At 57.4% G+C, this 23,323-nt stretch carries 23 protein-coding genes; 18 read left to right on the top strand and 5 right to left on the bottom strand.

The features are described 5' to 3' along the window. Window positions 1-290: 290 nt before the first annotated feature. Together grxC and KGA82_RS19785 are read right to left on the bottom strand one after the other, a co-directional pair. Window positions 291-542: a glutaredoxin 3 gene (gene grxC / locus KGA82_RS19790; RefSeq protein ID WP_008033960.1), complete on the bottom strand. Its 252-nt coding sequence runs from the start codon at window positions 540-542 to the stop codon at window positions 291-293. A gap of 27 nt (window positions 543-569) precedes the next feature. Continuing rightward, window positions 570-1,088: a carboxymuconolactone decarboxylase family protein gene (locus tag KGA82_RS19785; RefSeq protein ID WP_008033958.1), complete on the bottom strand. Its 519-nt coding sequence runs from the start codon at window positions 1,086-1,088 to the stop codon at window positions 570-572. A 134-nt stretch (window positions 1,089-1,222) separates the two neighbouring features. Here KGA82_RS19785 and KGA82_RS19780 point away from each other — a divergent pair, with 134 nt between their 5' ends. The 7 genes from KGA82_RS19780 (at window position 1,223) to KGA82_RS19750 (ending at window position 7,304) form a co-directional block, all read left to right on the top strand. After that, window positions 1,223-2,050: an AraC family transcriptional regulator gene (locus tag KGA82_RS19780; RefSeq protein ID WP_223437076.1), complete on the top strand. Its 828-nt coding sequence runs from the start codon at window positions 1,223-1,225 to the stop codon at window positions 2,048-2,050. Between the two features lie 283 nt (window positions 2,051-2,333). Next, window positions 2,334-2,831, top strand: coding sequence for a hypothetical protein (locus tag KGA82_RS19775; protein ID WP_223451989.1), 498 nt, complete (start codon window positions 2,334-2,336; stop codon window positions 2,829-2,831). A gap of 154 nt (window positions 2,832-2,985) precedes the next feature. Continuing rightward, complete coding sequence (locus KGA82_RS19770) at window positions 2,986-3,183, top strand: hypothetical protein (RefSeq protein WP_223451987.1); 198 nt, start codon at window positions 2,986-2,988, stop codon at window positions 3,181-3,183. Window positions 3,184-3,197: 14 nt separating this feature from the next. Continuing rightward, entirely contained in the window at window positions 3,198-3,755 is a 558-nt protein-coding gene (locus tag KGA82_RS19765) for a polysaccharide biosynthesis/export family protein (RefSeq protein ID WP_207285927.1), read from the top strand. 26 nt (window positions 3,756-3,781) lie between these two features. Beyond that, window positions 3,782-4,900 carry a hypothetical protein gene (locus tag KGA82_RS19760; RefSeq protein WP_207285928.1) on the top strand — a complete coding sequence of 373 codons (1,119 nt, stop codon included), beginning with the start codon at window positions 3,782-3,784 and terminating at the stop codon, window positions 4,898-4,900. A 20-nt stretch (window positions 4,901-4,920) separates the two neighbouring features. Further along, window positions 4,921-6,486 (top strand): GumC family protein, encoded by a 1,566-nt coding sequence (locus tag KGA82_RS19755; RefSeq protein WP_008041067.1) that lies wholly within the window; start codon window positions 4,921-4,923, stop codon window positions 6,484-6,486. An 86-nt stretch (window positions 6,487-6,572) separates the two neighbouring features. Further along, window positions 6,573-7,304 carry a CpsD/CapB family tyrosine-protein kinase gene (locus KGA82_RS19750; protein ID WP_223437084.1) on the top strand — a complete coding sequence of 244 codons (732 nt, stop codon included), beginning with the start codon at window positions 6,573-6,575 and terminating at the stop codon, window positions 7,302-7,304. Between the two features lie 46 nt (window positions 7,305-7,350). Here the strand turns inward: KGA82_RS19750 and galE are convergent, their stop codons facing one another. The 3 genes from galE to KGA82_RS19735 are packed head-to-tail and all read right to left on the bottom strand — an operon-like array spanning window position 7,351 to window position 12,519. After that, window positions 7,351-8,328, bottom strand: coding sequence for a UDP-glucose 4-epimerase GalE (galE, locus tag KGA82_RS19745; protein WP_008041069.1), 978 nt, complete (start codon window positions 8,326-8,328; stop codon window positions 7,351-7,353). A 43-nt stretch (window positions 8,329-8,371) separates the two neighbouring features. Continuing rightward, complete coding sequence (locus KGA82_RS19740) at window positions 8,372-10,987, bottom strand: cellulase family glycosylhydrolase (RefSeq protein ID WP_223451985.1); 2,616 nt, start codon at window positions 10,985-10,987, stop codon at window positions 8,372-8,374. 5 nt (window positions 10,988-10,992) lie between these two features. Then, window positions 10,993-12,519: an O-antigen ligase family protein gene (locus KGA82_RS19735; protein ID WP_008041071.1), complete on the bottom strand. Its 1,527-nt coding sequence runs from the start codon at window positions 12,517-12,519 to the stop codon at window positions 10,993-10,995. 95 nt (window positions 12,520-12,614) lie between these two features. Here KGA82_RS19735 and KGA82_RS19730 point away from each other — a divergent pair, with 95 nt between their 5' ends. From KGA82_RS19730 to KGA82_RS19680, 11 genes are all read left to right on the top strand, one after another. After that, window positions 12,615-13,991: an oligosaccharide flippase family protein gene (locus tag KGA82_RS19730; RefSeq protein ID WP_207285931.1), complete on the top strand. Its 1,377-nt coding sequence runs from the start codon at window positions 12,615-12,617 to the stop codon at window positions 13,989-13,991. A 52-nt stretch (window positions 13,992-14,043) separates the two neighbouring features. Continuing rightward, window positions 14,044-14,238 carry a hypothetical protein gene (locus KGA82_RS19725; RefSeq protein ID WP_207285932.1) on the top strand — a complete coding sequence of 65 codons (195 nt, stop codon included), beginning with the start codon at window positions 14,044-14,046 and terminating at the stop codon, window positions 14,236-14,238. Further along, the gene (locus KGA82_RS19720) at window positions 14,235-15,698 is read left to right on the top strand and encodes a GMC oxidoreductase (protein ID WP_207285933.1); all 1,464 of its coding nucleotides are present in this window, start codon (window positions 14,235-14,237) and stop codon (window positions 15,696-15,698) included. The genes KGA82_RS19725 and KGA82_RS19720 overlap by 4 nt, the downstream gene beginning before the upstream one ends. Before the next feature lie 75 nt (window positions 15,699-15,773). Beyond that, window positions 15,774-16,385, top strand: coding sequence for an acyltransferase (locus tag KGA82_RS19715; RefSeq protein WP_008041075.1), 612 nt, complete (start codon window positions 15,774-15,776; stop codon window positions 16,383-16,385). Continuing rightward, window positions 16,382-17,338, top strand: a complete 957-nt coding sequence (locus KGA82_RS19710) for a glycosyltransferase family 2 protein (RefSeq protein ID WP_223451983.1) — start codon at window positions 16,382-16,384, stop codon at window positions 17,336-17,338. The genes KGA82_RS19715 and KGA82_RS19710 overlap by 4 nt, the downstream gene beginning before the upstream one ends. 8 nt (window positions 17,339-17,346) lie before the next feature. Beyond that, window positions 17,347-17,871 (top strand): serine O-acetyltransferase, encoded by a 525-nt coding sequence (locus KGA82_RS19705; protein ID WP_223451982.1) that lies wholly within the window; start codon window positions 17,347-17,349, stop codon window positions 17,869-17,871. 43 nt (window positions 17,872-17,914) lie between these two features. Continuing rightward, a complete protein-coding gene (locus KGA82_RS19700; protein ID WP_223451992.1) occupies window positions 17,915-18,892 on the top strand; it encodes a glycosyltransferase family 2 protein in 978 nt (325 codons plus the stop codon). Between the two features lie 7 nt (window positions 18,893-18,899). Then, window positions 18,900-19,835, top strand: a complete 936-nt coding sequence (locus KGA82_RS19695) for a DUF535 family protein (protein ID WP_223451980.1) — start codon at window positions 18,900-18,902, stop codon at window positions 19,833-19,835. A 75-nt stretch (window positions 19,836-19,910) separates the two neighbouring features. Next, window positions 19,911-21,113 (top strand): glycosyltransferase, encoded by a 1,203-nt coding sequence (locus KGA82_RS19690; protein ID WP_223451978.1) that lies wholly within the window; start codon window positions 19,911-19,913, stop codon window positions 21,111-21,113. Beyond that, window positions 21,110-22,297, top strand: a complete 1,188-nt coding sequence (locus KGA82_RS19685) for a glycosyltransferase family 2 protein (RefSeq protein WP_223451976.1) — start codon at window positions 21,110-21,112, stop codon at window positions 22,295-22,297. Before KGA82_RS19690 ends, KGA82_RS19685 begins: the two co-directional genes overlap by 4 nt. After that, a complete protein-coding gene (locus KGA82_RS19680) occupies window positions 22,297-23,031 on the top strand; it encodes a WecB/TagA/CpsF family glycosyltransferase (protein WP_192229049.1) in 735 nt (244 codons plus the stop codon). Before KGA82_RS19685 ends, KGA82_RS19680 begins: the two co-directional genes overlap by 1 nt. Window positions 23,032-23,323 lie beyond the last annotated feature (292 nt).

Raw genomic sequence — 23,323 nt, 5'->3', positions numbered from 1 at the left:
TTTTGATCTTGATCTGCCCCGTCGGAAGGCCGAGTGGAGGTTCTGCGCAGTGGGCAACCCGGCATGGATGCCGGGTTAGCCGCCCCCGGCCATGGATGGCCGATGGCGGCGGGCCCACGGAGCAGGACCGGAGCGAGGGCATGGCGAGCATTAGCGAGCCACCGTACGTCAGGGGCGCAGGCGCTTGGTTACTTGGCGCTTTTCCAAGTGACTCGCCGTAAGGGCGAAACCAATAGCCGCCGTTACCACAACAACGGATATGTACACCCCCAAAAAAACCGTCACCGGCCTCAAGCAAGCATCGACATCAACCCCCCCTGACGATCAAGTTTGGCCAGCTCGTCAAACCCACCAACATGCACATCACCGATAAAAATCTGCGGCACGCTACGGCGACCACTGCGGCTGAGCATCTCCTCAAACTTCCCAGGCTCCGATTGAACGTTTATTTCCTGTGCCGCAATGCCTCGGCTGGCCAGCAAAATCTTGGCGTTGCGGCAATAAGGGCAAGTGTCAGTGGTATAGAGCGTCACGGTGTTCATCAGCGGTTCTCCCGAATAGACAGTCGTTCAAGCATCGATGGCCGGAAAATCAATCTCGGTCAGGGCGACGTTGTTGAGGTAATTGGTCAAGGTCTGCGAGGCCACGTGAGCGATCACTTCGACGATCTTGCTGTCGTTGATCCCGGCTGCCCGTGCCGCTGCGATCTGCTCGCTGCCCAGGTGGCCACGGCTTTCGGTGATCTGCCGGGCGAGGGTGGCAAAGGCATTGAGCTGGCCGCTGCGGGCGCTGAGGATGTCTTGCGCGGATAACCCGGCCTTGCCGGCAAACAATGTGTGGGCCGCGAGGCAGTAGTCGCACCCATTCACCTGGGACGTGGCGAGGAAGATCGCTTCTTTCTCGGTGGCGCTCAGTGACGTTTTACCGAGGGTCGCAGACTGTTGCAGATAAGACGACAGCACGGCGGGAGCATGCGCCAGCGTCTTGAAGACATTGGGCAAAAAACCGATTTTTTTCTGCACGCCTTCCAGCAGCGGGCGAGTGGCGTCGGTGGCGTGTTCGAGGCTCAGGGTGTTGATGCGGCTCATGGTGGATCTCCGTAGATGACGGCGCGGTGTGCGCTGGGTACGGGGTCCATGCTAATGACGAGCGCTGGTCTATTGGCTGCAAATCGTCGAGGATATGCGACTGATCGTCCAGATATGCCGCCAGGAGTCTGTCCATGGATCGCTTGTCCACCTTGCTCAGCCATTTCGGCGTCAGCGCCGGTACCTTCCACAGCGGGACCTTTTGCGGCACCACCGGTTTTGACGGTGATCAGGCCTGCGGGCACCTCCATCTGCTGCAATCCGGCGAGCTGACCCTGAAACTGGCCGATGAGCGCGCGATTGAGCTCAACACACCCACCTTGATTTTCTTCCCTCGGCCTTACCGCCACCGACTGATTGCCGCTGACACGTCCGACACGCAACTGGTGTGCGCCTCGCTGACGTTCGATGGCGGTGCGGGGAATGCGCTGGCGGCGGCGTTGCCCGATTACCTGGTACTTGATCTCGATGAAGTGCCGACCATGGCCGGTACGCTGGACTGGTTGTTCAACGAAGCCTTCGGCGGCATTTGCGGTCGCGAAGCGATGATGGACCGCTTGTTCGAAGTGCTGGTGATCCAGTTGCTGCGGCACATTCTGACCAATCGCGAACAAAGCACCGGCATGATGGCCGGTCTCGCCGACCCCCGCCTGGCACGCTCGTTAAGCCTGATGCACGACACGCCCGGCAAGTCCTGGACTGTGGCTGAGTTGTCGACGGCGGCCAACATGTCCCGGGCCAGTTTTGCCGAACACTTTCGTCAGGTGGTGGGGCAGACCCCGGTGGATTACCTGGTGAGCTGGCGCATCAGCCTGGCCCAGAAACGCTTGCGTGAAGGCAAGTCCATTGCCCTGATTGCCGATGAAGTGGGGTATGAAAGCCCTTCGGCGCTCGCCCGGGCATTTCGGCGCAAGACCGGCGTCAGTCCGCGAGAGTGGATGCATGGCGGCCAGCGTCGATAGTTTTTTGTCGCCGGTGTTTCGGCGAGGAAAAAGCAAAGCGTTCAGGCCCGTTTTCGGTAGGGCTGATGCCCATGTTTGAGTCGTTTCAAGGAGATAGAGACCCTTGTTGTGATGAGGACTAATTGTCGATTTATTGACGCCATTCTGCCTTGATTTTTATTTTAATTTATTGTCGTGACAGACCATTGACGTGCTGGCTATGTGCTTATAGGCTCCAATCAGCTGGGTAACGAATCCTTCATTCGATATCAGGAAAACCCTGTGTGCAGGGAGGCGGGCTTCAATGCGTTCATCACTGGTTCTCAAATCCGTTTTGTTCTGCGTGCTCTTTAATGGTGCGGCCATTGCCACCGCACAAACGGCCAATTTGACCCGTGAAATTAACCGCATGGGCGATGCTTGCCAAGCGTATGGTCCAAAAGCGGGCATGACCGCCGCCGAGCAGGGTGGTGCCCCTTCAACCGTTGCAAACGGTCCTGGTGCGGCAGCTTCGGCCAGCGATACCAGCTTCGCTGATACAGCAAAAAATCAACTCAACAGTCTTATAGAATCCGCCACCAAGGTGGGCGCTACCGTCAATAGTTCTTCCTGTGACGGATTAATGGCGCAACTTGCCGTTGACAAGTTAACGGCAGATTCAGGTACGCAAAGTAAAGTTTTGAGTGGCGGGGATGATGCCCTCACCAATCAATCGAATGCAGTTCCGTTAGCAGCTGCCGCCTGGTTGTTTTCATCCGCGTTATTCGGTTTTGTCATGGTCGCCAACCGGCGGAAGGTGTAGCTAGCTTTTTGTTTTTGCTGGCGATTGTGTGGCGCATTGACACTAGTGATTGATATCAATTTGATCTGCTAGTGGGTTTGGCGATGTATTAGCTGAATGACGGGCTCTATTAAACAGAGTGCTATTAATTTGGCAGGCAGACATCGAGGTCGATATGTTTAACGACAACTTATTGTTAAATAAAAAACTTCCTTCGCCAGCTGTTTCCCGGCAGGCAATAGAGGCGTCAGGCCGACGAAAACCGCACGGCGTTGAGCGCAAAAAACAGCCCCTTGATCGTTTCCTTGACCTAAAAATGAGCAAGAGTGATTTACCCCGGTTTTTATGCAAGACTCTTGGCAAGGCTACTTAGGCGGAGGGATCCCGATGTCGCGTTTCTGGTTACCTGTGGTCTGCGCGCTGGCAGTTATGCCCAGCATTTCCAATGCCGTCGCAAACGATGCTGCATACCGGTTGAGTCCGGGTGACAAGCTCGCCGTTTCCGTTTGGGGCGAAGACAAGCTCAAGCAGGACGTGATCGTTCTTCCCAACGGAAGCATTACCTTCCCGCTGGCAGGGCAAGTCGATGTGGCGGGTCTCGATACCACCGCAGTCGAAGAGAAAATAGCTGCCAAACTTGTAAAGTACATACCCGATCCGCAGGTGAGCGTTGTCGTCACCAGCACGGATGGCAATCTCGTGTACGTGCAGGGCAAAGTGTTGAAGCCAGGCAGTGTCCATTTATCAGGTCAAACGTCAGTGCTGCAGGTGTTGAGCGTGGCGGGCGGGCTCGACAAGTTTGCCGACAAGGATGAAATCAAGGTCGTGCGACTCAACGGGACCAAGCAACAGATCCTGCCAGTCAATTACAGCGATCTGATGTCCGGGCGTGACATGTCCACCAATATTCTCCTCCAGGCCGGCGATACGCTGGTCGTGCCTTAGACTTGCGCGATGCATTAAGGATTAACTTGCTTGCTCTTCGAACTACCGGGGTTGCCACTGCAACCCTGATCCTGTCGTGTTCCGGTGTGGCCCATGCGGCGACCTGGCAATCATCAATCGCGGTGCCTTCGACTGTCGAGTACGACAGCAATCCACTGTTGCTCACGAGTGGCGAGCAGGGTGTGACCCGCACCATCATCGCTCCCGAGTACGGCCTTGTCGGTACTTCCGGTCGGGATGAGTTTCAATTCGGTCTCGGTGTATACGTCGTGCGTTCTTCCGATACCGACATCGTGACGGACCGTGAAGACCCCCGATTGAAACTGGGGTGGCAGCGGGAAACCGAAACGGGCGGTTTTGGGCTCAAGGCCAGGTATGAAGAGAGTTCAACGCTCTCTACTGCCGTTCAGGAAACCGGCGTGGTAGCAGCCGACGGCACGCAAAAGCTGTATACCTTGGGCGGCAACTGGCATACGGCTCTCAGCGAGCGAAGTACCTTGCTCAACGAGACTGACTACACTCATGTCACTTACGACATTCCGACCCTGATCAACTACGACGAACTGGCCACCCGCTTTACGTGGAGCTACGCGTGGAGCGAGCAGACCGAGGTGTTCACCCGTTTGGGCGTCAGGCGCTATGAGCCTGAGAAGGGCTCTGCAGTGGCATCCTCCTCAAACAGCTATACACCCACGGTCGGCGTGAACTTCCAGCTCTCCGAGCAGTTCAAGGGTACGGTGTACGCGGGCGTCAATCAGGTTTCCGGCTCGGGTGACGGCCCCAAGGGGCAGGGCGGATTGACCTTGCAATACACCGGCGAGCGGTTTGATGCAATCGTCGACGCCGGTCGCAGTACGGTCGCCAGCGGTGACGGCGGGTTCGTCGAGGCGGATAACCTGAAGGGAACATTCAGTTACGCCATCGATGAGATCCGACGCACCGGTTTTGATGCCTCCTGGCAGGACACCAAAGGCCAGACGCCAAACACTTTGCTTAATTACAGTGCCTGGATCAGTCAAGAACTCTCGCCTTTTTGGATTGCGCGCCTATCCTTCACGTACAAGGAGCGTCAGCAGGACGGCTTGCCGGATGCCAGCGCAAATATTGTCGGGATGACACTGATTTACAGTTACCCCGGTCTCTGAAATTCAGTTGTGTGAGAAATATGGCCTCTGAATACGAAATGTCGGTCAACGACTACATCGCCATCGTCAAACACCACGCCGTGCTGTTGATCGTGAGTTGCGCAGCCATACTTGGCGTGAGCATCGCGGTCGCGATGTCGCTGCCGCCCACGTTCGAGTCCTCTGGCACGATCCTGATCGAGTCGCAGCAGATCTCGCCTGAACTGGTCGCGACAAACAACGGCACCTTTGCCGATGAGCGCATCGAGGTCATTCGCCAGCGTGTGATGACCCGGGAGAATCTTTTAGCGATCATCGACAAATACAACTTGTTCTCTTCTCAAGGCCGGCAGTTGAGCGTTTCCGAGAAAATCGATGAAATGCGCAATACGATCGGGGTCACCCTGGTCAGCGCCGCGGTCAAGGGTCGCGGGGAAGTGACGATTGCGTTTCGTCTTTCCTTTGAGCACCGCCAACCAGAGATTGCCAACAAAGTGGCCAACGAGCTGGTGACGCTGTTCCTGAATGAAAACATCCGGCAGCGCACCGAGCGCGCCAATGAAAACACAGAGTTCGCAAAGCAGGAGGCGGACAAGCTCGAGGTTGCCCTGAATGCCCAGGACAGTCGCGTGGCGAAATACAAGGAGGAGCACAGCAAATCGCTGCCCGAGAATCGGGAATTGCTCACGAACATGTTGACCCGCGCCGAAAACGACCTCAAGGAAGTCGATCGTGACTACAAGGCTGCCCGTGAGGATTTGCGCTTCAATGAGTTGGAGCTTGTCGCCGCCAATGCCGGCGTAGCGACCAAGCCTGGCGTGGCAGGTGCAGCCGCTGACAAACCGCAGGATCTGGGCAGCCTCAAGGCGGAATACGTCCGTTTGCTGACGCTGTATACCGAAGCCCACCCCGATGTGCGTGCCGTGAAACGCAAGATTGCGGCACTTGAGGCGAACAAGTCGGTGGCGGGGAGTTCGGTAGTGTCCGTCAGTATGGATGTAGCGAAGGCTCAGGCGCGGATCGCGGCCACCGACGCACGTATCAAGTCGCTGGCCGATCAGAAGCAGCAGACGCAGCAGAAAATAGCCGAATACGAAGCGCAGATTATTGAAATGCCACAAGTCGAGCGCGGCCTGATCACGCTGATGCGTGACCATGACAACGCGAAAAAGAAATACGAGGAAATGCGCGCCAAGGAGATGAATGCGAGAATTTCCGAAAGCCTGGAACAGGAAAACAAAGCCGAGCGTTTTGTTCTCCTGGAGTCGCCGCTGATGCCTGAAAAACCGGTACGGCCGAACCGCAAGAAAGTGGTTGCCATGGGCTTCGTTCTTGCCCCTGTGGGCGCTGGCGCATTGGTGATGCTCCTGGAAATGCTGACTCAGCGTGTGCGCGGAGCTGAAGCCCTGGGTAGCGTGTTGGGGCGGCGTGTACTGGTTGCCATTCCCTACATTCACACCAAGGCGGAGCTGGCGAATCGCAAGAGGTGGCGAACGCGCTTGATCATCTGTGGGATAGTGGCATTCGTGATCTTTCTGGTGCTCGTGCACTTCCTCTACATGCCACTGGATCTTTTGATTTTTAAAGCTTTGGGCCGGTTTGCATAAGGAATACAGCCATGGAATTTAACAAGACCGATACCGAAGATGATGAAAAACAGTCGTCCTCGGCCCTCGTGGCCACGCCAAAAGCCATGACCGCAACCGGGCACTCTGCAGGTCTGAATGCGCTCAGTTATGTGCAAACCAAAGTTGTGCCTTTGCGCCCGGATCATCTCGAGCGCAACCGCATTGTGGCGTACAACAAGAACTCGAACATGGGCGGGGCGTTCGACCTGCTGCGCACGCAAGTTCTGAAAATCATGGAAGAAAACGGCTGGCGTACGCTTGCCATCACCTCGCCGACACCGGAGGCAGGCAAGACGGTCCTGGCGATCAACCTGGCAATGAGCATCGCCCATCACACCACCAAGACTGCATTGCTGGTGGATTTTGACCTGCGCCGTCCGACAGTGGGTGCCTGCCTGGGTCTGCCGATGGATAAATCACTCAACGAATACCTGGCCGACGAAGCGGAACTGCAAGAGGTTCTGGTCAACCCGACCTTGCCGCGTTTTGTAGTCCTGCCGACCCGTAAGCCGATTCCTCTCTCCACCGAGGTGTTGTCATCGCCCGCAGTGACCCATTTGATCAGTGATCTGCGTGAACGCTACAACTCGCGTATCGTGATTTTCGACTTGCCGCCAATCCTCAGCTCGGACGATGTCATTACCGTCCTGCCGAAATTCGACTGCGTCCTGCTCGTGGTCGCCAACGGCATGAACAGCAAGAAAGAGATCGAGGAAAGCCTGCATCACCTGGGCTCAGCCAATCTGATTGGCACGGTGCTGAACAAAGCCGAACCACAAAACCGCTCTTACTACTAGCGCGTCACCCTTCGGCGCGCGGCGCGTTATGCGCCAGCGCCGACTGTCAGTGCCAAGGGTGCTTCTGCTCCCACTTCCAGGCGTGCGTCACGATCTCTTCAAGCGAGGCAAATTGAGTTTGCCAGCCCAGTATTGCGTTGGCCTTTCGAGGGTCGGCCACCAGCCGTGGCGGGTCGCCGGCACGGCGGGGCGCGTCACTGACGCAGAAGTCCTGGCCGGTGACGCGACGCACAGTGTCTATCACTTCCTGTACTGAAAACCCTTGGCCGTTACCGAGGTTGAACGCCGTGCTTGCGCCACCGGCCAGCAGATAATCCACGGCAAGTGCGTGAGCGGCAACGAGATCGACCACGTGGACGTAGTCGCGAATACAGGTGCCGTCCGGCGTGTCGTAATCCCGACCAAACACGGTGATGGATTCGCGTCGGCCCGAGGCCGCTTGCAGGATCAGTGGCAGCAGGTGGGTTTCCGGTTCATGGCGTTCACCCAGCTGTCCTTCAGGGTCGGCGCCGGCGGCATTGAAGTAGCGCAGGCACACCGATTTAAGACCGTAGGCGCGGTCGAAGTCTTCCAGTATCTGCTCCACCATCCACTTGCTGCGGCCATAAGGGTTGATGGCGGCCTTGGGATGTTCTTCGTCGATGGGCACGTATACCGGGTCACCATAGACGGCGGCGGTCGAGGAAAAAACCAAGTGTTTGACTTTCGCGCGCACCATGGCTTGTAGCAGCGTCAGCGTAGCGGCGAGGTTGTTCCGGTAATACTTGGCTGGCTCGGTGACGGATTCGCCGACCTGGATAAATGAAGCGAAGTGGAACACCGCATCAAAATGTTCAGCAGCAAAAACATCGTCCAGGGCTTGCGCGTCGGCGATGTCCAGTTCGACCAGCTTTCCGCCCGGCAAGGCGCTGCGGTAGCCGGTGGAAAAATTGTCTGCCACCACCAGCTCGTGACCCGCACGCAGCAATTGTTTCACCATGTGCGAGCCGATGTAGCCTGCGCCGCCAATCACCAAAAACTTCATCCTGACCTCCTGGAAACTGTTCCTGTGCAAGCGGATTGCAGCGTCAGCGAGTGGCGTTTTTTCTCAAAAACAACCAATTGGACGCCTGCAGGTCGTCGAACTTGATCGTATAGCGTCCATCCACATAGGTTGCGGGCAGTTTCTTCATTTGTGCGAGCGTGCCGTTAGTAAAGAGCGTCAGGCCAGGCGGTGCCTGGAGGCTCAGCGTGCCCTCCAGAGGCTCCACATAAAACGGTGTTTTGTCGTCTTCCTTGGGGATGGCGCGGGTGCCCAATGAAATCAGCAAATCCTTCGATTGTGCGACGGGTGCGTTGTCCAGACTCTGCACCACCACACTGGCATTCGCCGTTTTCACTTGCACCTTGATGTTGCCCAGGCTGATCGATTCGCCGCCGATCCAGCCGGTGACAGCCTGGGTACGGGGCGTATCGATGGTGTAGATGCCTTGTTTCCAGTTGCGCTTGAGCTCGCCCGTATCCGTCGTGGACTCGCTGGCATTGGCGTCCAGCAACGACTGGTCAGGGTCATGAAACACCTTGGCAGTGCTCGGGATAATGCCCGGCTGCAACCAGGCCAGTTCCGGCGTTTGTGGCATGGCGATTTGAAGCTTGCCTATCTCCATCGCCGTGCGCAGCAGTGCAGAATTGGCCGGTGACACGGGTTTGTTGAACAGGGTGTCGGGCGTCGGTGCGAAGACGTACGTCGTGTTGGCTTCGCTGACGTCACCGCGACGATAGAGCAAGGCGGCGGCGGGCAGGGTGGCCAGCATGGCGGGGTCGTTGTAGGCGTGCCAGTTATCGGCCGTTACCCAGTCGCCGTCGAATGATTGCTGGCTGTAGGCATATTGCATCAGCGCGTCCCAGCCTTGGTGGCTGGCGGTGCCGGCGACATAGATTGGCAACGAGTGGCGGTCGGGTGTCGGGAATGGTTCGTTGTTCCACTCGGTGACGGTCAGGGGTTTGCCTGTCACCTGGCCGGCGGCGATCCAGTCGATGATGCCGTCGGAGGTGAGCGGGTTTTTCTCCAGCTGGCCCGCGCCGCCGTAGCTGTGAACGTCGATGACATCACCGCTGGTCAAGGCCGGCAATGAGCTCAGACCGTCACCTCCCCAACTGCTGGTGGTGGCAATGGGCACCTTCACGCCGAGGTCGCGCAGATGCTGAATCATCTCTACGTTGAAACGCTGTTCCAGATCGTTAAGGAACAGTTTGGAGGGGCCATGCTCCCACGAACGCCAGGTCAGTCCTTGCGATAGATTGTGCTGGCTGGCAAAGACATCGGCCTGGTTTTTGTAGAGTTTCCAGTGCTTGGGAACTCCCTTGTCTCGCAACAGGGCATTGCCGAAGTGTTGAGTGACGTCGTTTTCGTTGGTGATCAGGACGGCGGCGATTGCCGGCTCGTCTTTGTAGGCGAGGCCGGTAAAGGGATTTACGTGGGTCATGTAGGCTTCGGTGAAGCGTTTCATGGCCTGCTGAATGGTGATGTTTACATACGCGTAACCCTTGAGGCTGGCGTTGTTCTGCTCATTTTTTGGCAGCTCATCGAAGGCAAAAATGTTGTCCTTCGGCATAAGGGCTCGCTCGACGTGCATGTCGAGCCAGACATAAATACCTTCGTCTTTCAGGCACTTGATCCACCAGTCGATTTTTTTCAGCGACTGCGCGCTGAGTTGCTGAGTGTCATGCGTGAGGTCGCGCTCGCCAAAAATGTTCGGGCTGACCCAGGGTGAGTCATGGTGGTGCAGTCGCACGAGGTTGAAACCGAGTGCCGACAGGCGTTTGGCTTGCTGCTTGATTGCATCGTCGGACGTTTGGAACAGCGCGTAGGACGTGATGTTGGTGCCCCAGAAACGCGCCGGGGTGTTGTCGGCGAACATCAGCTGCTCGCCGGACGCTTTGACGAAACCGCGCTTGCCCGCAGGTTTTTCGCCAGCATTGAGAAACGACAGATCGACCGGTGAGGTTTTTATGTCGATGTTGTCGTTCGGCCAACGTGTCGGGTCCGTCAGGCCAAAGCGCTCGGTCAGGGTCGGGCCGAGTGTCACATCACCCGAGACGCTCAGGGTGGCTTTGATGTTTTGCTGGCCGGGCCTGATCGTGCTTTTGTAGAAAAAAGCGCGCACCTCGGATCGGTCGCCGGGTTCAAAATAGACACTCGCCAGTGCCGGCTCAAAACGCATCTCGATGCGTCGTCCTTGTGCGTTTTCCCAGGCCCAGCCGCTGTTGTCGGGGAGCAGCACCGGTTCGCCCATTTCTGCCGCGAACAGTGCCGGGTCAAACTTGAAGACGATGCCCCCGCCCATTACACCCGACTTCGTGCTGTGCGCATCGAGGGCAAAGTTCCAGGTCAGCTTTTGCTCGCCGTCCTTTTGAATCTGCGCCGTCAAGTCGAAGTCCAGGTCTTTGTTCTGGCCTTCCAGGGAGTAACTGTGGGGGGCGTTTGCCTTGAACCGGGACGCAAAATACAACCACTCCCAGTTGCTTCCCCAGAAGGTGAATGTCGATGCCAAGACGGGGCTGCCACCGCGTGTCAGCATCGGCAGGCCGCTGCGCTCATCCACGCTCGCGACCCAGTCCGACGCCCAGCTCCTGAACGGCCAGATGGCAACGCACAGGAGCGCGATGAGCAGCAGAGGTGTGCGGCGAAACAAGCTGGGCATTGGCATTACCGAAGTTGAGGATGGGCACTTACAGCGGTTGCAGGTGAGGTTTGCCTGAGCTTGCGAACCATCTGGACATAGGCAACGCCCAGCCCGGCCACCGACCAATACACCACGGGGATTACCGTGATGCTGCTGACGGTAACGATGGTCACCAATATGCCCGCCAGCGTCGCGAAGAGCGCACGCCCCAGTCGGCGCGTCTCATCGTCCTTGTCGGAGAAAGAACGCATTGCCTTGCGCAGACCGAAGAGCACCGTGGCGAAAAAAGCCACGAACAGTGTCAGCCCGATCAACCCGACCTGCAGCGCCACGTTGATGTAGGTGTTCACGATATCGATGATGCCCTGGCCCTGAATCATGGACTGCATTTCCGGCGTGTTGCGGAAGTCGAAAGCGCCGAACAAGGGGTTGCGCTGGATCACGATCATTGCGTTATCGATCAAGCGTTGCCGGTACGTGATGTTCTCTACTTCGATCGTGCCTAAGAACGGTAGCAGGTCCAGCACTTTTTGCCCGCCAGGCACGACCGCCAGCAAGGACAGGGCGAGCACGCCGACCAACGCCAGCAGAATCAGGCGTTTGAAAGCGCTGCGGCCGGTGGCGATGAAGGTTGCGATCATGACGGCGGCCCCGATCCACGGGCCGCGCGACAGCGGTGCAAACAACCCGCCGGCCAGCAGCAGTGCGCCGAGGCGGCGCTGGAACTTGCTGCGCACGTTTTCCTGCAGATACATATAAAAGCCGATGGCTGTGCTGATCACGAAGCCCAGCGCAATCGCCTGGCCGGTCGTGGCGCTGGCGCGCAATGAACCGCCACGGTTCAGGTATCCGGACATTTCCCATTGCATGCCCAAGGCATCGATCAACGCGCTGTACAGCAGCCAGCTGCGGGCAAATTCGAACAGGCCAATAATCGACAACACCATGGAGGCGAGGACAAAGGCCAACAGTGCGTCCTTGAAGTCGCTGAGGTTTTTCAGTGCCCGGCTGGCCACGTAGTACGGCAGAAAAACTTCGATGAACATGTAGAGCACTTGGCGCAAGGTGTCGGTGGGCGTGGTTTCGCGCAGCAATAGCAGGCTCGCCAGCAGGATGTTGGCGGCCAACAGTTTGTCAGGCCAGGTCCGCCCGAATGCCAGTGTGTCTGCACGCTGGCGCAGCACAAAAAACGCCGGCAGCAAAACGCACAAGGACAGCAGGCGAATATGGTTGAGATCGAAAAAGTAGTTGATCACGCCCAAGCCTGGAATCTGCGCCGAGGCCGGCGGGACCAGAAACAGCAGAAAGAAGAACAGCGCGATGGGGTTGCGCTCGCGTTTTCCCGCGACGGTCATGATGACGGCGGCAACGGCTGCATACACCCAGAAGCTGTGCGAGACGAAGACCAGGAGCGTCAACACGAACCACAGATTGCGGCGACGCGTGAAGTCGCTGTAGGGGATAAGGTCCGCTGCAGCCCGGCGTGAAAGGGTAAAAACGATGCCGGCCAGAACCAGAATGACGGTTAACGCGCGTAAGTGCTCAGGCATGAGTTTTTAAACTTATTGAGTGGTGAGCGAAGCATAGTGGATTGCCTGATTGCGGCTATAGTAACGTTCGTGCCACAGAGTCCGGGATTGATGTTATGCCTTCAGTTGATATATCGCCATCGTTGAGCCTGCGCAAGCGAGCGATATTCGCCGGAGCATGGAATCTCGGAGCACTTGTCACCTCTCAAGCCGTGCGCCTGGGCGGCAACCTGATCATGGCTCGCCTGCTGATGCCGGAGATGTTCGGCATCATGATTATCGCTACCACCGTTTCGGTCGTTATCCATTTGCTTTCCGATGTGGGCTTGCGCCAGAACATCATCCAGAGCCCGCGTGGTGACGATCCGGTATTTCTCAATACCGTCTGGACCGTGCAGATCGTGCGCGGTTTTATCCTTTTTGCCTTGACGCTTCTGATTGCAGGCCTGGCCTGGTTTGCACAGGTCATCAATCTGTGGTCGCCTGGATCCACCTATGCCGCACCGGAGTTGCCGCTGGTGTTGGCCGTTACTGGCTTGTCCGCGCTCATCTATGGTTTTCAGTCGACAAAGGTCGACGTGGCCGTTCGTGCATTCCAGCAAAAGAAAGTCGTGCTCGCCGAGTTTGCGTCCCAGATTTCCGGCCTGCTGGTGATGCTGGTTATCGGCTACTTCACCCGGTCTATCTGGTCGCTGGTGGGGGCGGGTCTGGTTTCCGCCCTGGTCAGTCTGCTTCTGGGGCATTTCTGGTTCAAGGGCCCGCATAACCATCTGCAGTGGGATCGCAGTGCGCTCCAGGAGCTGGTCGTCTTCGGGCGCTGGATATTGTTGTCGTCGGCAGTGGGCGTATTGGCCATGAATGGCGATCGCATCTGGTTCGGCGGCAGCATGTCGGCCGCCGAACTGGGTGTTTATTCCATTGCCGTGCTGATTCTGGGGGCTATTACTCTCGGCGCGCAGAGGCTGGTTGGCGCCGTGGCGTTGCCAGCTTTCAGCGAGGCGGCAAGAAGCAATGACACCGTACGGCTGCGCGCTTTGTATGACCGCTTCAGACTGATTATCGACATCGCCTTGTTGTTTATTTGCGGGCTGTTGTGGGTCATCAGCCCTCTCATCATTCACTGGTTATACGATGAGCGTTATGCCGAGGCCGGCAACATGATGGCCGTGCTCTCACTGTCTTTCTTCATCTTGCGCTATGGCGTGGCGCATCAAGCCTGGCTTGCCTTGGGGCTCACGAAGTACCAGGCCATGGATAACATTATTCGCGCCATCTCGTTATGGGTGTTACTGCCGCTGCTGCTGGCCGTTGGCGGCGTGAAATATGCAATTTGGGGTGTCGCGCTGCATACGTTTCCTACACTTGTGCTAATTGTTTATGTGAACCGTCGTGTGGGGCTGTTCAATCTCAAACGAGAGCTGGCTGTACTGCCAATGGTGCTGGTAGGCGTCGGGTTTGGGGAGTTAGTGTTGGGCCTTGCCAATTGGCTTTGACTTGATTCAAGTCTTTTGCAGTCTTCAATTTCAATGTCGGGGAGCTTGAAGCATGAGTGAACTTGATTTGAATACCTCCGCGATGGGGCGCAGAGAACTCCTCCAGGCGTTCGCTCTATTAAGTCTGGGGGGGATGACATTTGGACTGCCCTCGCTCCTTGCTTCGCCTTCTTCTGAAAAAAGCGGGTTTGTCGTCGTCAACGGCTGGGTGTTGCCGGCCCAGTATTTTCGGCAAACGCGAACATGATCAAAGATTACCAATCGCAGAAAGAACTCCGCGATCATTATGACTTCTGCATCATCGGGGCCGGGCCGGCGGGCATCACGCTGGCGTTGCGCCTGGCCGGGAATGGTCGGCACGTGTTGCTGATCGAGGGCGGGGGGCACGAGTATTCGCAGCCCTCGCAAACCCTTTATGACTGCCCCTCGACAGGCCTGGATGTCTACGCACATGAAACACGCCTGCGCTTTCTCGGCGGCACGTCCAACCACTGGGCGGGGCGTTGCCGTCCCTTCGAGAAGTCAGACTTCGAAATGGCTCCTCCGGTCAAACTGCCCGGCTGGCCCATAGCGTTTTCCGAGATCGAGCGTTATCTGCCAGCGGCCATGGCTATTGTGGATCTTCCGACGGATTCCGGGTTCAAGGCCATTAATGCGTCCATGGATGGTAACGACTTTGACGCGGATCGTTTCCTGCTGAGCCCGCCGACACGATTTGCACAAAAATACGCCAAGGAACTTCAAGAGACCGAGGGGCTTGATGTCTTCATCAATTGCAACTGTGTCGATCTTGAGTTCGATGCCAAGACCGGCCGCATAGCCACCATCGTTGTGTCCGATTACGAGAAGCACCGGGAACGAGTGAAGGCAAAGCAATTCATTCTCGCGACGGGCGCCATCGAGAATGCCCGGCAACTGATGAACAGCGAGTCCCTGGCATCCGCCGGCATTGTCAGCAAGGACGGTTTCGTCGGCAGATGTTTCATGGAACACCTGAACCTCGAGCTGGGCACCTTCATTCTGGGGGAGGGGCAGAGTACCGAGCCTCGGCAGTATTTCACCACCGATGCGTTTGTCGCGCACTTTCAGTCAGGTAAAGGGAACGTTTCTGCTGCGTTGCTGGCGGAGGTCAAAGCCTATGGGCGAACAGCGGCCATCAAGGGTTTTCTGGAGACCCTCGTCTGCGACGTCGGAATGGGGCACAAGATCGATTTCATTACGAATTTCAATTGCCCTGGCGACGGGGTGATTACCACCCTCATCGAACAATTTCCCAACCTTAACAGCCGCGTCAATTTGCTCGAGGCGCGAGATGTCTTGGGGATGCGCAAGGTCAACATCAACTGGGAGCTGGTCCTCGAAGACAGGCATACCATCAAATCGATAGGGCTGGAGGTGGCGAAGTGTTTTGCCGAAACGGGGTTGGGCTTCGTCAAGCTGCATGAGTACGTGTATGACGTCTCTGTGCCACTGAAAGTGACGCCCCATGCTCATCATATGGGGACTACACGGATGGCCTCGGCGCCTGAGTCCGGTGTGGTCGACGAGAACTGCAAAGTGTTCGGCACCGAGAATCTTTACGTGGCGGGCAGCAGTGTCTTTCCTACAGCCGGTGCGAGCAATCCGACCATGCCGCTTTTACAGCTTACCCTGAGGCTGGCAGATCATCTCAATCATCAAGAGGGCCCGGCGGGCAGATATTCCTGATACTACAATCAAAAAAACCGGGGTGTACCTGGCTCTGGCACGGATGAACATCGCAGGATTTGTGAGGCTGACAGGATGATAGGGCTGGCAAGACGTGCTGTAAGTTATTACGTCAACAAAACGGGGCGGGGACGCTGGCTCTTTAAACGGTTTTGTAATCCTGACGGGTTCGAGTGGGCTCGATATCTGGCGCGCTGGGGATCACTGCATTCCGTCGGCAGCAATGTGTGGATCAATGTCGGGTGCAATATCGCTGACCCTTCGCTGGTGCGCCTCGGCAACAACATCGCTTTAGCGGATTGCACGCTGTTCTGCCACGATGGTGCCGTTTTCTTCTCCACTATCTACAACGTAAAACTCGATGCTGTCGGACCTGTCGACATCCGTGACAACTGCTTTGTCGGGCATGCTGCGATCATCATGCCGTGTGTGACCGTAGGTCCGGGCTCAATTGTCGCCGCAGGTGCTGTTGTCAGGAAAGATGTTCCGCCTGGTGTCGTGGTCGCGGGCAATCCAGCGAGGGTCATTTGTACCGTTGACGAGCTGATGAAAAAATTCGAGACGCGCTGCAACGACTATCCGTGGATGGACCTGATCAGAGAACGCAACGGTGCCTATGATCCAGGCGTGGAGCCGGCGCTGATGGCCATGCGAGTGCAGTACTTTTTTGGCGAGTCACCCAAATGATCAATACGCCCCTTGATGTGCTGGTCGTCAACTACAACACAGCGAAGCTGTTGCAGCCGATGTTTGATGCATTGCGCCAGTCAAACAGTGCGGATCTGACGCGCTACTTGATGGTGGACAATGCCTCTGCCGACAATTCGCTGGAGTGTCTGGCCTCCATTTGCCCGGAGGCGTTGCTGCTGGCCAATGACAAAAATGTGGGCTTTGGCCGTGCCAACAATCAGTTGGTTGAACACTTGCAGGGCAAGTACGCGTTACTCCTCAATACCGATGCCTTCGTTGCCGCCGACACCCTGAACAAAACCCTCGAATACATGGAGGCTCATCCTGATTGCGGCGTGCTTGGCGTTCGGCTGGTCGGACGCGAAGGCGACTTGCAACCCTCCTGCCGCTATTTCCCCACACCGTTGAATGTCTTCCTTTCCCGTGCAGGGCTTGAACGCTTTTTCCCGGTGGTGAAGCGGGTCGACGACATGGAATGGGATCACGACTCGGTCCGTGAATGCGACTGGGTGCCCGGCTGCTATTACCTGATTCGCCGGGAAGTCATCGACCAGGTGGGCTTGTTCGACCCGCGCTACTTCCTTTACTACGAGGAAGTTGACCACTGCAAACGCGTTAAAGAGGCCGGTTGGAAGGTGGTTTTTTACCCGCATACCACGGTGGTGCATATCGGTGGTGAAAGCGCCAAAACAGTGGTTGAACTCAACGCGGTCAGTCGGCAAATACCCAGGATGCAAATCGAAAGCGAGCTGTTGTACTTCCGCAAGCACCACGGCCTGCTGGGGTTGGGCTGGCATATGTTCCTGGTTTGCCTGGGGGATCTGATTCTGGCGCTCAAGGCGCTGCTCAAAGGTCGTGGCCGAGCCGCCATCGCGGCGTGCTGGCAGCATACGCGTGCCACTTGGGCGCTGCTGCGTGAAACCCGACTCGCTACCCAACCCACACGGTAGGTCAATCAATGTTCGAGAATATACGGGCGGACTTGCGTGCCTATGGTGGTGATTGGGGCGCTCAGGGATTCTGGGTCATGCTGGTTTATCGCTTCGGGCGCTGGCGCTACGGTGTGCGCCCGGCACTGCTGCGTAAATTGCTCTCCTTTATCTATAAAGTGCTCTTCAAACTGGTGCAGATCATGACGGGCATCGAGTTGCCCTGTGAAGTCGTGGTCGGGCGCAACTTCGTCATCGATCATTTCGGCGGCATTGTGATCAGTGGCTATGCGCAGTTTGGCGATGATTGCCGGATCCGCAATGGCGTCGTCGTAGGCCTGAAGAATGTGAACGAGCCGATTGCCCCGGTGATTGGCAATAATGTGGATATCGGCGCCGGGGCCAAGGTATTGGGCAACATCCGCATTGGTAACAATGTCGTGATTGGGGCCAACGCCGTGGTGCTGATCGACGTACCCGACGACTCGGTGGCCGTGGGTGTGCCCGCGACCATCAAGAAAAGGAAGTCAGTAGAAACAGAGGAATACTCATGAGTTATCCGAAGGCCTGTTTCGATGGCGGCGCTGAGTGAGCGTCATGACTACCGGCATGGGTGTCGTTGTGATCGGTCGTAATGAAGGCCAGCGGTTGCAGCGTTGCCTGGCGTCGCTGGTTGATGCCGCGCAGCAGGTCGTTTATGTCGACTCCGGCTCAACCGATGGTTCGGTGCCAATGGCGCAGGCGCTTGGCGTCGAAGTGGTCGAGCTGGATATGAGCATCCCCTTTACCGCTGCACGCGCGCGCAATGAAGGATTTGCCTGCGTGCAACGCGTGTTGCCTTCGCTGCGTCATGTGCAGTTCGTCGATGGTGATTGCGAAGTCGTCGGCGGCTGGCTGTCAAAGGCGCAAGCCTTTCTGGATGCGCATCCTGAGGTGGCGGTGGTATGTGGGAGGCGCCGTGAACGCTTTCCTCAGCATTCGATTTACAACCTGTTGTGCGATCTCGAATGGGACACGCCGATAGGCGAGGCCAAGGCTTGCGGGGGCGATGCGTTGATGCGCGCTGACGCCTTCGCCGAAGTGTCGGGGTTTCGCCCGGATCTGATTGCCGGGGAAGAGCCCGAGTTGTGTGTGCGGCTGCGTGCCAAGGGCTGGAAAGTCTGGCGGCTGCCTGAGGAAATGACCCTGCACGATGCGACCATGACCCGGTTCGGCCAATGGTGGAAGCGAACCCTGCGCGGCGGCTACGCTTTTGCCGAAGGTGCTTATTTGCATGGGGCGGCCCCCGAGCAGCATTGGCTGCGTGAGTCACGCCGCGCCTGGTTCTGGGGCCTGGGCATTCCGCTGGCAACTGTTCTCGCCAGCCTGGTGTTGGGAGGGGCTGGCCTGCTGTTGCTGCTGGTTTACCCATTGCAGGTCGTGCGCCTGGCCCGTCGGGGTTCGGGATCCGCGCGGGAAAACTGGTTGCAGGCATTCTTTCTGGTGCTGGGAAAATTTCCCGAGATGCTGGGGCAATTGAAGTTTCTTTTGAACAGGTTCGGCGCTCGCAAGTCCGCGTTGATCGAATACAAGTGAGACTTAAATGAATAACTGGCAACTGCTGAAAAACGCGTTTTCTTTACACGCTGGTTATTCATTGAGAGCCGTGAAAAACAAGCTCGAATTAATGATTTTAGTGGCAAAGAACTGGGCTGAACTCAAGCTGTTCACCGGGCGCATGTCGAACGCTTTGGGCAGCGCCGGTTTTGCGAAGTTGGGCGGGGATTGTGTGGGGGTCGTTCATTGGCCCTACATCAGCAAAAGCTGGAACCCTCAGGACCGACTGAGTGTGTTGGCCTCGCACTATGAGGTGGTGACGAAAAGCTGCCCGCAGCTATTGCTGTTTGGTCGAAGTGAAAGTCTGGTGTTGAGTGACTTGTCGGCCTTCGCTGCCGATTGTTCCCTGGTGCTGGATCGCCCCATTTGGTTTATGCGCGAAGGCGAGCTGGTGTTGAACCTGTTTCAGGGTGATTTACGCATTGCATCGATTGCGTTCACCTTGTGTTGCACCGAGGGTGAGCTGTGTATTTTCATCGGTGCCGTGCAAGGGATTCACAAAGGGGTGGAGAGCGAACGCTCCCTGGACATTTACCGGGAGCTGACAAAAAGTTTCGAAGGTCTTCGGCCACGAAGCTTTCTGATTGAAGTCATCAAATACATCGCGGCCCGGATTGGCGTTGAAAGGATCTACGCAGTAAGCGACGGGTTCCGTCATCACCGGCACGCCTATTTTGGTGCTGAAAAAACCCAGGACCTGGCGGCCAATTACGATGTGATCTGGCTGGAACATGGCGCGACGCCGTCAGCGCGGGAAGACTTCTTTGAAATCCCCATGGCCCCGTCGAGCAAACCGCTTGAGAGTATCGCTTCGAAAAAACGCGCCATGTACCGCAGGCGTTATGAGTTGCTGGAGGACACGTTCAAAAAGATAGACGGCGTGTTGATTGGCAGTTATAGCCACCCGCGTGGGGCTGATTGAGGTTCCAGGCCACTGAACTACCGTGGGATGCCCCGCTGTAATCATTCACCGCAACGACAGCCAAGCTTGGTGCTTATGCGTATCGCTTACTTCATCAATCAATACCCCAAAGTCAGCCATAGCTTCATTCGTCGGGAGATTCTGGCATTGGAGCGTCAGGGCTTTGAAGTGCAGCGCATTGCCCTGCGCGGCTGGGATGCGCAGTTGGTGGATGCCGAGGACGTGTCCGAACAAGCCCAGACCCACTATGTGTTGCAGGGCGGAGTCAAAGCGCTGGCAGGGCCGGTGCTGCAAGTGCTGCGCGCTCAGCCTCGACGCTTTTTTTCGACGCTGTGGCTGGCGTTGCGCATGGGCCTGCGTGCCGATCGGCCGTGGCCGTATCATGTGATCTATTTGTTCGAGGCGTGCCGGTTGTTGTCCTGGTTGCAAGTGTTCGGCGCCAGGCATGTGCATGCGCATTTCGGCACCAATTCAACCGAGGTGGTGATGTTGGCCCGTGCGCTCGGCGGGCCTGCGTACAGCTTTACCGTGCACGGCCCGGAAGAGTTCGACAAACCACAATTTATCCATCTGGGCGAGAAAGTCCGGCGCGCGGCGTTTGTCGCAGCGATCAGTTCCTATGGGCGCAGCCAGTTGTTTCGCTGGGTTGAGCATGCGCATTGGGAAAAGGTCAAGGTGGTTCACTGCGGCCTGGAGCGGGCGTTCCATGAGGTGCCGGCTGTCGCTGTGCCGTCTGTGCCGCGGTTGGTGTGCGTGGGGCGCTTGTGCGAGCAGAAGGGGCAACTGTTGTTGCTTGAGGCGGCGCGAAAACTGGCGGCGCAAGGCGTGGTGTTCGAGATCGTACTGGCCGGCGACGGGGAAATGCGTGCAGAGATCGAAACCCTGATTGCACGGCATGGCTTGCAGGCGCAGGTGCGCATTACCGGCTGGATCAGCAGCGATCAGGTGCGGGCGCAAATCCTGGCGGCGCGGGCCCTGGTGTTGCCGAGCTTCGGCGAGGGCTTGCCGGTGGTCATCATGGAAGCCATGGCCTTGCGCCGGCCCGTGCTGACGACCTACGTGGCGGGCATTCCCGAACTGGTGCGTCAGGGCGAGAACGGCTGGTTGTTTCCCGCGGGCGCCGTGGATGAGTTGGCGGTGGCGCTGGCCGACTGCCTCGCGCAACCTGTCGAGGTGTTGCAGCGGATGGGCGATGCCGCGTATCAGCGGGTGCTGGAACGGCACGATATCGATACCGAAGCAGCCAAGCTGGCTGAATTGTTCAAGGCGCACGCATGATCACGTTACTGGGTTGGCTGTTCAGTGCACTGCTGATACTCATCGTCCTGCCGGTGTGGGTGTTGTTCGTGCAGGTGCTGCTGGCCAGTCTGCCGGTGCGATCGCTTGCACCGGCGCAAGGATCGCGACCGAGGGTGGCGGTGCTGGTGCCGGCTCACAACGAGTCCTCGCTGATCGTCGCGACGTTGAACAGCATTCTGCCGCAACTGCTGGCGGGCGATCGCCTGGTGGTTGTCGCGGACAACTGTACTGACGACACGGCCGCGCTGGCCCGCGCCGCGGGTGCCGAGGTGGTGGAGCGCAGCAATGCTCAGCAGCGAGGCAAGGGGTATGCACTGGACTTCGGGGTGCGTTACCTGGCCAGCGATGCACCGGACGTGATGATTGTTGTCGATGCCGATTCGCGGGTGGGTGAAGGCTCGATTGAGCGTTTGGCACTGTGCTGCATCGACTCCGGGCGTCCAGCACAGGCCCTGTACTTGATGCATGCGCCTGCAGGCTCCGGGTTGAAAGTGCAAATTGCCGAATTCGCCTGGTGCGTGAAGAATCAGGTGCGAGCGCAGGGGTGGGCCCGACTGGGGTTGCCTTGTTCGTTGATGGGCTCGGGAATGGCGTTCGCCTGGCGGGATTTGGCGTTGATCGAATTAGCCAGTGGCCACATCGTCGAAGATTTGAAGATGGGCCTGGATTTCTGCCGAAGCGGCAAACCGCCCCTGTTTTGCCCCGATGCGTTGGTCAGCAGTGATTTTCCGCGCAGCGACGAAGGCCTGAGCATCCAGCGCACACGCTGGGAGCATGGTCATCTCGGGGTCATCCTCAGTGATGCGCCAAGGTTGCTGTCAGAGGCTATCCGCAAAGGCAACTTGAACCTTCTGGCAATGACCGCGGATTTACTGGTCCCGCCGTTGGCCTTGCTGACGTTGCTGCTGGTGGTCGCCTTCAGCCTCTCATGGCTGGTGGTGTTGCTCGGCGGCGCGTTGGCGCCAGCCTTGATCGCGTCTTTCGGGCTCGCACTGTTGGGCGTGACTGTCTTGCTGGCATGGAGTCGGTTCGGTCGCGGGATCATCGCGTTTTCAGCCTTGTTGTATGCGCCGTTCTACGCGTTGAAGAAAATCCCGCTGTACATTGGTTTTGTGCTCAAGCGCCAGGTCGACTGGGTGCGTTCGAAGCGAGATGACACCTGATGAGCCCCTTATCCTGGCAGCACAACTGGCAAACCATCCTGCGCAAACTCAGGGTGGTTCGCGATGCTGGCGACGAACAACAATTGATTGATGCATTGTCCCGGTCCGAGGGGACGACAGTGCTTGGATTCGTCAATGCCCATGCCATGAACCTGGTGACGGCCAACCCCGCTTATTACGACGCGCTGTCGGCAGCCGACGTGTTGTTACGGGATGGCTCCGGCATGGCCATCCTGTATCGCCGACTCGGTCTCGAACCGGGGCTGAATATGAACGGCACCGATTTCATCCCCAAATTACTGGCCGCCTACAAGGGCCGGCGCGTGGCGTTCTGGGGAACTGAAGAGACCTTTCTGGCCAACGCGGTGCGGCATTGCGAAGCGGTGTTTGCGGTCAATGTCGTCTCTGCTCACCATGGTTTTGCAGGGGTGGATGATTACGTCAACCTTGCCCGTCAGTCACTGCCGGAACTGGTGGTGCTGGGGATGGGCATGCCCAAGCAGGAAGTCGTTGCCGCGAGACTGGCCGCCAGTGGCGTGCCATGCCTGGTGGTATGCGGTGGGGCGATCCTGGATTTTCTCGGCGGCAAGGTGACGCGTGCTCCGCAATGGGTGCGTCGCCTCGGTTGCGAGTGGGTGTTCAGGCTGCTCAGTGAGCCAAAGCGTTTATTCACTCGCTATATCGTGGGTAACCCCAAGTTTTTGTTACGCACACTCATCTGTCGAAGTTCCTGACGTAACAGGAATTTGACGTCAGTTTTAATATTCGGGCTGCCTGAAAAGCACGTCTGAAATATCTTGCAAAACTCTGCGCCAGCATCTTTACTCACCCTTGTATTACCGACTCGGTGGATGAGTTGGAGCGTTTTTTTGTTAAGGTTGGAGACGAATAAATGACGTCAGAAAATCTTGATTACAGAGAGTGAATGGCGAGTTTCTCGCAAGAAAGACAGCTGGACGTACATTCAAAAAACAGCGCACATCATATGGGTAGTTATGGTTTGCCGCATATTTTGAAAAGCGTGGT

Origin of the sequence: Pseudomonas sp. BF-RE-22, assembly GCF_019956155.1 — a bacterium.
Classification (GTDB): domain Bacteria; phylum Pseudomonadota; class Gammaproteobacteria; order Pseudomonadales; family Pseudomonadaceae; genus Aquipseudomonas; species Aquipseudomonas migulae.
The sequence above is the reverse complement of the archived record's forward strand: the minus strand, read 5'-3'. Positions and strand labels throughout refer to the sequence as shown.